At 48.3% G+C, this 12,152-nt stretch carries 13 protein-coding genes; 2 read left to right on the forward strand and 11 right to left on the reverse strand.

The window, feature by feature from the left end; genetic code table 11:
- The first annotated feature begins 23 nt into the window (after window positions 1-23).
- Window positions 24-1,529: a glycoside hydrolase family 26 protein gene (locus DVH26_RS23770; RefSeq protein ID WP_239626154.1), complete on the forward strand. Its 1,506-nt coding sequence runs from the start codon at window positions 24-26 to the stop codon at window positions 1,527-1,529.
- Between the two features lie 50 nt (window positions 1,530-1,579).
- Here the strand turns inward: DVH26_RS23770 and DVH26_RS23775 are convergent, their stop codons facing one another.
- The 4 genes from DVH26_RS23775 to zwf all read right to left on the reverse strand — a co-directional run bounded on the left by DVH26_RS23775 (window position 1,580) and on the right by zwf (window position 6,519).
- Window positions 1,580-2,482 (reverse strand): cation diffusion facilitator family transporter, encoded by a 903-nt coding sequence (locus tag DVH26_RS23775; protein WP_239626156.1) that lies wholly within the window; start codon window positions 2,480-2,482, stop codon window positions 1,580-1,582.
- A 391-nt stretch (window positions 2,483-2,873) separates the two neighbouring features.
- Window positions 2,874-4,211, reverse strand: a complete 1,338-nt coding sequence (locus tag DVH26_RS23780; RefSeq protein WP_239626158.1) for a glucose-6-phosphate isomerase — start codon at window positions 4,209-4,211, stop codon at window positions 2,874-2,876.
- Window positions 4,212-4,256: 45 nt separating this feature from the next.
- Entirely contained in the window at window positions 4,257-4,922 is a 666-nt protein-coding gene (fsa, locus tag DVH26_RS23785) for a fructose-6-phosphate aldolase (protein WP_239626160.1), read from the reverse strand.
- 88 nt (window positions 4,923-5,010) lie between these two features.
- On the reverse strand, window positions 5,011-6,519 hold the full coding sequence (gene zwf / locus DVH26_RS23790) for a glucose-6-phosphate dehydrogenase (RefSeq protein ID WP_239626162.1): 1,509 nt from the start codon (window positions 6,517-6,519) through the stop codon (window positions 5,011-5,013).
- A 190-nt stretch (window positions 6,520-6,709) separates the two neighbouring features.
- Between zwf and DVH26_RS23795 the strand changes: the two genes are divergently transcribed.
- On the forward strand, window positions 6,710-7,588 hold the full coding sequence (locus DVH26_RS23795) for a LysR family transcriptional regulator (protein WP_239626164.1): 879 nt from the start codon (window positions 6,710-6,712) through the stop codon (window positions 7,586-7,588).
- A gap of 57 nt (window positions 7,589-7,645) precedes the next feature.
- On the opposite strand, the gene DVH26_RS23800 is transcribed toward DVH26_RS23795, so the two are convergent.
- From DVH26_RS23800 to DVH26_RS23830, 7 genes are all read right to left on the reverse strand, one after another.
- The gene (locus DVH26_RS23800) at window positions 7,646-8,533 is read right to left on the reverse strand and encodes an AraC family transcriptional regulator (RefSeq protein ID WP_239626166.1); all 888 of its coding nucleotides are present in this window, start codon (window positions 8,531-8,533) and stop codon (window positions 7,646-7,648) included.
- A 158-nt stretch (window positions 8,534-8,691) separates the two neighbouring features.
- A complete protein-coding gene (locus tag DVH26_RS23805) occupies window positions 8,692-9,009 on the reverse strand; it encodes a thioredoxin family protein (RefSeq protein WP_239626169.1) in 318 nt (105 codons plus the stop codon).
- Window positions 9,006-9,389 (reverse strand): MerR family transcriptional regulator, encoded by a 384-nt coding sequence (locus DVH26_RS23810; RefSeq protein ID WP_239626171.1) that lies wholly within the window; start codon window positions 9,387-9,389, stop codon window positions 9,006-9,008. The genes DVH26_RS23805 and DVH26_RS23810 overlap by 4 nt, the downstream gene beginning before the upstream one ends.
- 88 nt (window positions 9,390-9,477) lie before the next feature.
- Window positions 9,478-10,035: a GNAT family N-acetyltransferase gene (locus DVH26_RS23815; protein WP_239626173.1), complete on the reverse strand. Its 558-nt coding sequence runs from the start codon at window positions 10,033-10,035 to the stop codon at window positions 9,478-9,480.
- A gap of 156 nt (window positions 10,036-10,191) precedes the next feature.
- The gene (locus DVH26_RS23820; protein ID WP_239626176.1) at window positions 10,192-10,749 is read right to left on the reverse strand and encodes a CBO0543 family protein; all 558 of its coding nucleotides are present in this window, start codon (window positions 10,747-10,749) and stop codon (window positions 10,192-10,194) included.
- Window positions 10,750-10,824: 75 nt separating this feature from the next.
- Window positions 10,825-11,283 (reverse strand): hypothetical protein, encoded by a 459-nt coding sequence (locus DVH26_RS23825; protein WP_239626179.1) that lies wholly within the window; start codon window positions 11,281-11,283, stop codon window positions 10,825-10,827.
- The gene (locus tag DVH26_RS23830) at window positions 11,283-12,071 is read right to left on the reverse strand and encodes a hypothetical protein (RefSeq protein ID WP_239626181.1); all 789 of its coding nucleotides are present in this window, start codon (window positions 12,069-12,071) and stop codon (window positions 11,283-11,285) included. Before DVH26_RS23830 ends, DVH26_RS23825 begins: the two co-directional genes overlap by 1 nt.
- Window positions 12,072-12,152: the final 81 nt, after the last annotated feature.

A 12,152-nucleotide genomic window follows, 5' to 3' on the forward strand; every position in this document is an offset into this window, starting at 1 on the left:
CCGGAAAGGAGCCCTTCCCTTCGATGAACTGGAAATTCCCGTTATTCCGCGCCGGACTGGTTGCGGTTTGTTCTATGCTGTTGATTGTGCTTATCCCATCCCCGTATTCCTCCAAGGAAGAAGAGCCGCCGGAAAGCCCGGAGCTCGTTGAATGGTGGAAAGAGCAAGCCGACGCGGCCGAGCGCTCGAATCAGCCCGATATAGCAGCTATCTATAAATCAAGGCTTGACGGCTATGCAGCAAGCCTGAAGCAGCCTCCATCATTAAGCGTTAACAGCGGGTCCCTTCAGCCCGCAGCCGATTCATTCGAAACCGCTCGATGGTTCAAGCGATCGGAGCTTCCTTCCACAGCCAAGACCGAACCGCTTGCCAAATTCGAGCCCGTCTCCGGTACCTACTTGGGGATGCTTGGAGCGGACCGCCGTGTCTCCTACGATGTGACCAAAGTCGATGATGTTTACGGACGGACTCACGCAATGTATCTGGCTTATGTCGGTTGGCGCAAATTTCAAACCGATACGAACTCTTACTTTCCCATCAGACAAGCGGAACGGGTCAAACAGATCGGTGGAGCGCTGCAGATCGGCTGGGAGCCGCGTTTTGGCCTCGAGGACGTCCAAGACGACGAATATGTGCGAACCTTCGCCCGAGAAGCCAAAGCCTCCGGCATTCCGGTCTTCCTCCGGTACGCCTCGGAAATGAACGGCGCCTGGGTGCCATGGCACGGAAATCCGGAGCTTTATATTGAGAAATTCCGCCTCATTCATAAGATTATGAAAGAAGAAGCGCCGAACGTCGTGATGGTCTGGTCCCCTAACTTCGCTCCCGCCAATAATATCGAGGAATATTACCCTGGCGATGACTATGTGGATTGGGTCGGCTTTTCTCTCTATGCCACCCCGCTCTCAAACGGGAAAGAGCAGCTGAAGGGCAGCCTTATCGACACGTTCGCTCCTTTATATGCCAAATACAGCCACAAACCGATTATGATCTCGGAAGGGGCTGTAGCTCATACGGTTTTGACGACGGAGACCGCCTACTTGCCTTGGGCCGAAGGGCAATTGTCGTATATGTATGCGGTTCTGCCCCGAATTTACCCGAAGGTCAAGGCCATCACCTACTTTAATTTCAGCCGCGCGCAAGCGGTACGAAACAAGATGGAATATGTATATGATTTGGGTGAAAATCCATTAACCGACGCATTGTACAAACGGCTTATTCGCTCGGATTGGTATCTGGATTCGGTGGCAGAGGCGAAGACCCCGCCTGACTATACTTACCTCCCTGTTCAGCCGGAAACGGTTGGTGCGGGCTCACATCGGCTATTGTTCCACGGCGAACTGGCGAGCGGGAATGTTCCTTTTGCGGTAGAGCTTTCCCGGGGAGATCGGAGACTGGATATAAGCTACCAGATGCCGTGGGAAATGACTTTGGATGCGGCCGAAGGATCGACTGCGAAAGAGCCGCTTAAGATCACCGCGTACAACGAGAAAATGGAGCCAGTGGCCGTTCATACATGGGCGAAATAACGCAAAGGGGCTGCCGGTAATCAGATACCGGCAGCCCCTTTGCACCTCAATTAATTGTCTTCACCGTCATACCACGGGTTTAAATGAATCAATACTTCCTCCACGTCACGATGCTGCTCCATGATCGTCTTCTTAATTTTTCGCGAAACATCATGCCCTTCCTGAACGCTTAGGTGCGCAGGAACTCCCACGCGAACATCAATCAAGACGTATTGGCCGAAGGCTCTTGCCCGAATCCGGTCTATCCGTTTTACTTCGTGGATAGAAACAACAAGCCTCTCATACTCCTGTATGGTCTCCGGAGATACCGTTTTTTCCATCAAAACGTCCACAGCTTCTTTTCCCATGTGATAAGTGAGCTTTAAAACAAAGAACGCTACAACCAGCCCCGCCGCTGCGTCTCCGTAGCTCAAGAAAACAATACCGAACTTGTCGCCTATGAGCGCTCCGCCAATCCCGATTACCGCTGCAATGGAAGCATACACGTCAGCCAGATGGTCCAACGCAGTTGCCTCCAAGCTTTTACTGCTCGTCTCTTTGCCAAGCCTCATGCAGTACACATACAGCCACTGCTTCCATACCAATGAGATTAAAGCCGCTATCAATGCTATCCAGCTGGCTTCCGCCGCCGGATGAAAAAATGACTCCACCGAGTGATACGCGATGAAAATGGCGGCAAGAGCCATAATAATGGCTACCATAGCGGAGCCTATCAGCTCGCTTTTGCCATGTCCGTAAGGGTGATCGTCATCGGCCGGCTTCTGCGCAACCTTGGCCGAGCCTAACGCTGCCATTGTGGCGATAACATCCCCAGCGTTATGGACGCCGTCTGCTATTAATACCTGGCTATTGAATAAAAAACCTACAATAAGCTTGATCCCGGTCAAAAGTAAATTGCTTATTAAACTTATCCATATTGCAATTACATTCGCCGCTGCCTTCCCACTGCTCACACACCTTGACCCCCAATATCCGATTCGCTGCAATGTTAAAGAATGTTGTCCATGTTAAATCATATGTAACACAATCTAAAAACGACAACGATAGTTATCATAATAGATGGAGTGCGTGTGGGTCTAGAGAAACAGTTTTGTGACCGTGCTTAAATCTGAGCATTAGTAAACAATGTTGTGTCAGCCCAAAATAAATGGCCGAATGCACAGCGGGAAAATCTACAGCTTCGGATAGCTTTGGATAGCTTTGGACATAATTCAAGAATCGTTTGGCCGCCGGTGATACTTGCTTCAACGAAAGTCCGCTTCTTCCTACCAAAGCTGAACAAATGAATGTATGAAAACAAAAAAAACTCCTTCATCAAAAGGAGTTTTTTTGTTTTCATTCATATTATCGATTCAAGCGCTTCAAGAGCTCGGCTTTCTGCTCTTCAAATCCAGGCTTACCGAGCAGCGCGAACATATTGCTCTTGTACGCTTCTACGCCCGGCTGATCGAACGGATTCACTCCGAGGAGCAGTCCGCTGATTCCGCACGCCTTTTCAAAGAAGTACACCATTTCACCGTACGAATATTCGTTCAGCTCGTCCAGTTCAACGATCAGATTCGGCACGCCTCCGTCTACGTGGGCAAGTCGCGTGCCTTCAGCCGCTTTGTGGTTCACTTCATCCATGGTCAAGCCGGCCAAGAAGTTCAATCCGTCCAGATTGTCCTTGTCCTCTTGAATCGTCCATTCTACGCGAGGCTTCTTCACGGAGAGCACCGTCTCAATGAGATCGCGCCGCCCTTCCTGAACATACTGCCCCATGGAATGCAGATCCGTCGTAAAATCGACCGAGGCAGGATACAGACCCTTCTGATCTTTCCCCTCGCTCTCGCCGAACAATTGCTTCCACCATTCGGAAACATAGTGCAGCGAAGGCTCAAAATTAGCCAGCAGCTCAATCGTCTTCCCTTTGCGGTACAAAGCGTTACGAACGGCCGCATACTGGTAGCTCTCGTTGGATGCCAGATCAGCGTTGTTATATTTTTGCGCAGCCGCGGCGGCGCCGGCCATCATCTGATCGATGTCGAGCCCTGCAGCAGCAATCGGCAGCAGTCCTACGGCTGTCAGCACGGAATAGCGCCCGCCTACGTCATCGGGAATCACGAAGGTTTCGTAGCCTTCTTCATCGGCCAGCTTTTTCAATGCACCCTTTGCCCGGTCGGTCGTTGCAAAGATCCGCTCTCTCGCGCCGCTTTTCCCGTATTTCTTCTCCATGTAATCCCGCAAGATACGGAAGGCAATAGCCGGCTCCGTCGTCGTTCCGGATTTCGAAATGACATTCAAGGAAATATCCTTGCCCTCCAGCAGCTCCAATAAATGAGCGATGTATGTAGAGCTGATATTTTGCCCGGCGAAATATACTTGGGTTGTCCCACTCATCTGGTTATGAAACGTATGGGACAGCGCTTCGATTGCAGATCTCGCTCCCAAATAGGAGCCGCCGATTCCGATGACAATCAAGGCTTCGGAATGACTGCGGATGCGCTCAGCCGCTTGCTTGATTCTCGCGAACTCTTCGCGGTCATAATGCAGCGGGAGATCCACCCACCCGAGGTAATCGGACCCGGGACCTTTTTTCTCATGAAGCATAGTATGAGCCGTCTTGACAAACTCCGCGAAATAATCCACTTCATGCTGCTGCACGAAGGATAGTGCGTTGGAATAATCGAATGAAATCGCCACTCGTTACGCCTCCTTTGACCTGGATTTTTTTACTGTGGTACCGATTTATTGCACTGCCTTTTTCCAGTCGGCAGCGAATTTCTCCATACCTTGATCCGTCAAAGGATGCTTCGCCAATTGCTCGATAACTTGGAAAGGAACGGTCGCAATATGAGCGCCAGCCATAGCTACGCGAGTTACATGGTCCGGATGGCGAACCGATGCAGCGATAATTTGCGATTGCAGATTGTGAACGCGGAACAGCTCGGCGATTTTGCTTACAAGAAGCACTCCATCTTCCGAAATATCATCCAAACGGCCCAAGAACGGAGATACATAAGTCGCGCCTGCACGTGCCGCCAGCAAAGCTTGGTTCACTGTGAAGATCAAAGTAACGTTGGTTTTTACGCCTTTTTTAGTCAAGTAACGGCAAGCTTCAAGACCGGCCAATGTCATCGGGAGCTTGATCGTAATATTTTTGTCTCCGCCGTTGATTTTGATCAATTCTTCGGCTTGTGCGATCATGTCTTCCGCAGTCAGAGCATCTGGAGTTACCTCGGCGGATACGGATTCGACTTCCGGAACAGCCTGCAAAATTTCGGCAATGCGGTCTTCGAACTTGACGCCTTCTTTGGCTACAAGGGATGGGTTAGTCGTTACACCGGAAAGAACGCCTACTTTATAAGCCTTCTTAATATCCGCTAGATTGGCAGTGTCGATAAAAAATTTCATGGTTTCATTCCTCCGTTTTTTTATTTAATAGTTAGTCCAAGGGTTGGGTGTGGCTACAAATCTATTCAAATATCAGTGGACCGGCTGATTATTTGTTCACGTGAAGTGCAAATTCTTTCTCTTCAGCAGCTTGCTCAGGCTTGGAATCGAACCACCAATGAAAGCCGTCCCTCGCCAATAGCTCGTCGGATTCGGCAGGTCCGTAGGAGCCCGCCGGATAGTAATGAAGCGGAGCCAGATTCTCTTCGAATGCTTTCAGGATGGGGTCGACCCATTTCCATGATAACTCAACTTCATCCCAATGTGCAAAGTACGTTGCGTCACCGTATAACGCGGAATGAATCAAGCTCTCGTAAGCTTCGGGCATCTCGCTGCCGTTCATATGAAATGCAAGGTGAATCGGCTCGACATCCCCGCTCTGCCCAGGCTCGTTAGAGTTAAGCTGCAGAGTAATGCCTTCATTCGGGCTTATTTCAAACACCAGCAGATTCGGTGTCTTGGTTTCATTATTGCGCTGCTGTACCGGCTCTTTGAACTCGATCACGATCCGTGTCGATTTCTCCTTCATCCGTTTGCCTGTCCGGATATAGAATGGGACATCGCGCCAAAAAGCGCCGTCGATCTGCAGCTTAGCTGCGATAAAGGTATCGTTCATCGAATCTGGAGCAATATTCGGTTCGGAAGTGTATCCGATGACAGGCTCACCATTGATTTGTCCGGCTTGGTACTGCCCGCGGATCACGCTGGCTGCTACCTCGTATGGTTGTAACGGCACAAGAGACTCCATCACCTGCTTCTTCCTGGAGCGCACTTCCTCGGAGCTGCTGTTCTTCGGAAGGTGAGTCGCCAGCATCATAAGCAGCTGCAGCATATGGTTTTGAAACATGTCCCTAACGGCGCCCGAATGGTCGTAATAGGCTGCTCTTTCTTCCACGCCGACCGTTTCGCTTGCCGTAATCTGCACGTTAGCGATGTAGCGGCTTGTCCATAATGCATTTAGCACCGGATTGTTTTGCTGAAGGATACCCAGCTTCTGCACCATAGGCTTGCCGAGATAATGGTCGATCCGGAAAATTTCATGCTCGGCGAAGGCTTGGCTTAGCTGCTGATTCAACCATCGTGCAGATTGCAAATCGCGGCCGAAGGGCTTCTCGATTATAAGACGCTTCCAGCCCGCTGCAGAGCCAAGCCCGCTTTCCTTAATGTTGGACGCGATAGTTTCGAAAAATTCGGGTCCGACCGATAAATAAAATAACCGGTTCGGGGTTACGGCAAGCTCTTGCTCCCGCTGCTCAATCCTGTTCAGAAGCTTCTGATAATCTTCTTTGCGGCCGATATCCAGAACGTTATAACGGAATGCGTTTATAAATTGCTTCAATTGTACCGGATCATTCGCTTTGCGCCGGCTGAACGTAAGAATCGACTTCTCGACATTAGCCTGGAACGTTTCATCCGTCAGCTCTCTTCTTCCAAGTCCGAATACCGTGAACGATGACGGCAGCTTCTTGTCGACAAACAAATTATATAAGGCAGGGTAAATTTTCCTTTTGGCTAAATCCCCTGTCGCTCCGAATAAGACAAATGTAGTAGGCTCCATGGTTTTCTCCCCTTCCAGCACCGGCTTCCCATCTGCATCCCATCAACTATCGCTGCCGGCAGTAACCTTTCGCGATTCCTTCTGTGTCCTCGATCAGTAAGCTCTGGTTTCTTTTGCTTGGTTCCACTATAATACAAATATATGCCATACAAGTAATTAATATATTTCACAGGAGCTATAGACCGCGTCTATGAACAACAATTACGAGCTGTATAAAGTGTTTTATTGGGCTGCAAAAACGGGCAGCTTGACTCAGGCAGCCAAGGCTCTCTATTTGACCCAACCGAGCGTCAGCCACGCCATCAAGCAGCTGGAGGACAATTTCGGCATCACCTTGTTCTATCGGACCTCCAAAGGGGTTGATTTGACGCACGAGGGAGCCATGCTGTATTCCTACATTGAGCAGTCTCATATTCTCATCTCGCTTGCCGAGAAGAAAATGGCGGAATTGAAAAATCTTGAAAGCGGCGAGCTGAAGATCGGCGGAAGCGATTCGCTGTTCAAGCATTATTTGCTGCCCTTCCTGGAGGAGTTTCATAAGCAGTACCCAGGCATCGGGCTCTCTCTCATTCACGGTACTACGCCGGAGGTTATTACCTTCTTGAAGGAAGGAAGAATTGATCTCGGTGTCGTTCGTTTGCCCATTGTAGATCCCCAGCTTGAAGTCCGGGAAGGCATCCAGCTGCAGGATTGCTTTGTCGCAGGCTCCCATTATGCCAATCTCAAAGATACGGTGCTGTCATTAGACATGCTGCTCGAATATCCTATTATTCTGTTCTCCCGGAACAGCCGGGCTCGAATGGCCGTTACCGAGCTGTTCCATGATTATGGCTATGAGCTGAAGCCGGAGATCGAGGTCGGGAGCGTGGATCTTCTGATCGAGTTTGCGCGAAAAGGGCTTGGTATATCCTACGTCACGAGAGAATTTGTCTCCAAGGAGCTGGAGGAAGGCTCCCTCTTCGAAATCCGGCTGGACGTACAGCTGCCGCCTTCCAAGGTAGGCTTAATGATTATGCGGAACATGCCGCTTTCCAGTGCGGCAAACAAATTTATGGAGCATATGATATAGCGGAGACAATGCAAAAAACCGCGCAGCTGTAAGGCTCGCGGTTTTCGGTTTGCTTAATTAAAGCTCTGATTTGGGTCTTAAAGCGACCGGGATCCAAATTTCGCTCCGGAAGGTCGGAGAAGAGGTATCCTTGTGCTCGTTCCACAATATTTCCGGGCCTTCCGCTATTTGATATTCCGACGACGGGAACCATTCGGAATAGATACGGCCCCATACATTTTGCAAGGTTGCCGGGAAAGGGCCAACCGCTTCAAATACAGCCCAAGTTGATGCTGCCACTTCAAGCTGTGCCAGATGAGCTGGACTTTCCTTGGTCGTCGCAGCACCAATATAGTGATCGAACTCCCCCTGCTCCTCCATTCTGCCTTCAGAGAAATTAACGGATGCGCTAATCAATCCCGATGGCTGTACATTGGACAGCTTCTTTAGAGTATCGATCGTCTCGCCATCCAAGCTTTTCCACATGGCCGCAATCTCCTGATTGACCCCATTGAATTGGATCGGCACCCTTTTCTTAATTCCTGCGATATGAAACGCTTCTTTTTCTTCAATACGATAATTCATTTCGTCTCCTCCTTTAACGGATAATTGAAAAGTCATGCGCGGATACGACTTCAGCAATCGGCCCTTTTGTCTTGCTTCGGACGGCGTTATGCCATGCAAGCTATGAAAGGCTCTCGTAAATGCGTCCGGAGAGCTGTACCCGTATTTGACGGCTACATCGATGATCTTCGTATCCCCATTCATCAGCTCGAATGCAGACAGCGTAAGGCGTCTTCGGCGAATGTACTCGGCCAAAGTAACACCTGCCAGAAAAGAAAACATTCGTTTAAAATGATATTCCGAGCAATATGCTATCCTTGCCACTTCCTTAAAGTCGATCTCGTTCGTAAGGTTGTCTTCGATATAGCTTAAAGCACTATTCAACCTTTGCAGCAAATCCATTGGATCCCTCCTTCGATATTTAGAATAACAGGTAATGAATAGCCTAATCCGACTTTCCGTGCACCGTTTTGGAGGGTACCGGACAGCACTGGGATTCGATCTGCCCCTTTTAACGTAAAAAAAGCGAAACCCGCCAGGATTCCGCTTTTTCTATGCCGTCATTGATATCTAGCCAGCACGTTCTCATACGCGCTTTTGGGACGCAAACCGACCAGCTTCTCAACGGGCTCTCCGTTGTGAAATACGATCACCGTCGGCATTGACATGACACCGAATTGACCGGCCGTAACAGGCGATTCGTCGCAATCCACTTTGAGAACGCGAACTTTATCCCCCTGCTGCTCGGACAACTCGTTCAAAACAGGCAGCAGCACTCTGCAGGGCGGGCACCATACCGCCCCGAATTCCACCAGCGTGGCGCCTTCCTTTCGGATCTGTGACGCAAAAGTCTCATCATTAACCGCTTGTATGCTCATTTCGCTTCCTCCTGACACTGACACGTTTGGGATCTTTCGAGCAGGATGGAGTCGATGCGGTCGATCAAGTTTTGACGGATCCCGTTAAGCAACTGGATTTGTTCGTCGATCTGTTTCAGCTTGTGACGGTAAATGGGCAGCACTTCCTCGCAGAAGGCTTCTTTATTCTTGAGAACACAATGCAGGATTCCTGCAATTTCTTCCGTCGACAGCCCGAGATTCAAATACAGACGGATCGTACGGACATGTTCCTCCGCAAACGGCGAGTATTCCCGGTACCCGTTCTCTTGCCGCACCGGTGTAAGCAGCCCCTGCTGTTCATAGTAACGAATCGATCGGATGCTAACCCCCGTCCGTTCCGCCAATTCCCCGATTTTCAACCGGCCTCTCCTCCTTCTTCCTCGAGATAATTCCATTCTAAACCCTGACATTAATGTGAGAGTCAAGCGAAAAATTCGTATTAGGAGGTTATCTGCGACGGTACGCTTTTTCATGAAACCGGGTAATGCTGCGAAACAGTGTCCTACCATCCGCAGGCAGCGGATATAACTCATCGAAGTTGAAGTACATCGCCTGATACGGCTCGGGTACCCAGATGTACTGATGCACGTAGTCCGTGAGGATAAAGCCGTTGTTCTCCCAAAAATGCTTCCTTTTGCGGTTTTCCTCGTTAGGGTCGGATTCGACTTCGACGATAATCCCTTTACAGCCCTGAACCGTACGTGACCACTGCTTGATCCGGTCCAGCAGCAGCCCGCCATAGCCTCTGCCGCGAGCTTCCCCGCTAACCGCTATATAATCGATTAGCACGGCGCCGGCCTTCTCATCGATACCGGTAAGGGCCATCCCTAGCGTTAACGAGTCTTGAGCGATCGTATGCAGCTGACACATCTTGATCTCAAACATATGGCGAATAATGCCGCGGCTTTTGGCGCCGGAGGGAAAGGCTTGCTCATAAATGGGCTCCGCCTCATTCCAGAGCGCTTCGTCCCATTCGTCAGTGATGCGGTATTCCAATGCTTCCAATGCGATTCACCACTTTCGAAGCCGATACTCTGTTGTACTTATCATTCTAGCTCATCCGCTATTATTACGGCAACGTTATTAAGGATCAAGGTGTGATGACCTCCAGTTGCCGCTCGCTGCGTAATTTACGGCACGTGGACTCAAGCATGCGTTTTTTCAACGCTGCCCCTTTGCTTTTTTCAGTATAAATTCAATCAGCCACCTTACGACTAAGGCTTTTGCTATGTAAATCGGGAAAGAATAAATATATTTCCAATTGTCCAGTTCATAAATTCGAAGCCAGACAAATATCGGTTCGAAAATAAATGAAAACAGGAAAGCCATTACAATGTTGGCGATTACAAATGATTTCCAGGTTCGAAAATATTGATAGACCAGCATATGAAACACCGGCAGGACCGAATAATCGACTGGATTTATCTGCGGGATAAGATGTATGAGATGATAAGGATATGACCATAATTGTAATTCACTTCCAATATTATCTAACACGATGATAACGAATATCAATACAAAGCCATATAACAAAATATCCTTAATCCTCGATTTATCTACAAGCTTCCACCATATTACCCATGGAATAATAACCGTGAATAAAAGAAACCACCATTGAAATGAGAACAAATCATGGTTTTGGTAATACTGATGTCTCATTTCAGTTAGCTTACGGTCTACTTCCTTGATCTCCTCGAACGATGGGATTTGATTTGGCATAGTAAAGTACCCTTTGCTTTAGTTATTTAGGCATCTCAAATCTGCAAGCTTTTTCCTTTTCCATAGAACACCATTTCACTTGGTAATAGCCAGTCCTAGCGCTTTATGATCCCATAAAATATCTTCGACAACAGACACTTTGCTGTCCTCGCATTGCACGATCAGGATAACCTCTCCTCTGTTCCCTTTCCGGATCTGGGCTTGATTTTTTTCACGTTTGATTAAATAGATGATCCAGCTAAGAATAACACCGATGACAAAACCGAAAGCTCCTCCGATAAGCCCCCAAATTACAGGTCCCCATTCCCATACAAATCCTTTGCTGGCCCCAATCGTAGAGAATACAAAAGCCAGGATCATTCCTTTATCCATAAAGGACAAACCGTCGGCGCGGTGAATGCTGTCCATCAGCCTAGGTTCTTTTTTGCGTAAGTCCAGAGGTACGGCATAGATTTCGGTTATCCCCTTCTGCTCAAGCTCCGTAATAGCTATTTCTAGAAAAGTTGTGTATTCGAATGTAGCCAGGATCTGCACTATTTCACCTTGCTTTCCAATCTAATGATTTTGCCGGGCTTCTGGAATTTCTGTAACAGAAAGTTTTTCAGATTATCGTTAAATAATTTATTGTTCTCCACTGTACTCGTGTAGGCTTCATAGATGGCAAATAAATAAAAAGACGGAAAATACAATAGCCACTGAATGTTCAAGACCTTCGTAGACTTCTCAATTTGCCCTAATATGAGGTAATGGATGGCAAGAATCAAATTGGAATAAGAAACGATGACTATCGTGCTCACCAGCATGAAGCTTGCTAAAATGATTCGATGAAGATACAATTGCCCCATGCTTGGGACAGCCATAGACCATACCATAGCAACCCACGGTTTACGTTTATCGAGATAATTGATCTCTAGAGCACCGACACTGAATTGATTTATCGGACCATTCTCCCTATCGGCCAATAGATATACTTTATTCATGTCCACTGCCGTTCGGTAGCTGTCCCATATCGCAAAACAATAAACAGGTATATATAAAGAGACATATTTAGGATCCAGCACATCTATTGCCGCTTGAATACGACCGTTAAAGGAATACACCATGGCTAGATTCAAATGGATCTTCTGGTTAATGAACACTTCCCATAAAACTAACGCATAGCCTCGGAGATACTTATTCAGAAGCAAATGCCCGAATCCAGGAAATGCTAAAGACCATGCAGCTATGGTAAACGGATTTCTTTTATGAAGCTGTGTTGTCCCTAAAATGCTAACATGTGCTTTGTAGCGCCTATTGCGAAACGGATTGCGAAAATTGTTCATCGATGTTCCCCTCCAGTTCGCGCCAATAATAACTATGTTCTCCATTTGATCAAATAATATTTAACAAGCACGTTCCGAACA

Source organism: Paenibacillus sp. H1-7, from assembly GCF_022354825.1.
Lineage (GTDB): Bacteria > Bacillota > Bacilli > Paenibacillales > NBRC-103111 > Paenibacillus_S.

Excerpts from the sequence above, each read along its gene's own strand:
- DVH26_RS23770 (WP_239626154.1), top strand. The coding sequence starts at position 24 with ATGAACTGGAAATTCCCGTTATTCCGCGCCGGACTGGTTGCGGTTTGT.
- fsa (WP_239626160.1), bottom strand. The coding sequence starts at position 4,922 with ATGAAATTTTTTATCGACACTGCCAATCTAGCGGATATTAAGAAGGCT.
- zwf (WP_239626162.1), bottom strand. The coding sequence starts at position 6,519 with ATGGAGCCTACTACATTTGTCTTATTCGGAGCGACAGGGGATTTAGCC.
- DVH26_RS23795 (WP_239626164.1), top strand. The coding sequence starts at position 6,710 with ATGAACAACAATTACGAGCTGTATAAAGTGTTTTATTGGGCTGCAAAA.
- DVH26_RS23800 (WP_239626166.1), bottom strand. The coding sequence starts at position 8,533 with ATGGATTTGCTGCAAAGGTTGAATAGTGCTTTAAGCTATATCGAAGAC.
- DVH26_RS23805 (WP_239626169.1), bottom strand. The coding sequence starts at position 9,009 with ATGAGCATACAAGCGGTTAATGATGAGACTTTTGCGTCACAGATCCGA.
- DVH26_RS23820 (WP_239626176.1), bottom strand. The coding sequence starts at position 10,749 with ATGCCAAATCAAATCCCATCGTTCGAGGAGATCAAGGAAGTAGACCGT.
- DVH26_RS23830 (WP_239626181.1), bottom strand. The coding sequence starts at position 12,071 with ATGAACAATTTTCGCAATCCGTTTCGCAATAGGCGCTACAAAGCACAT.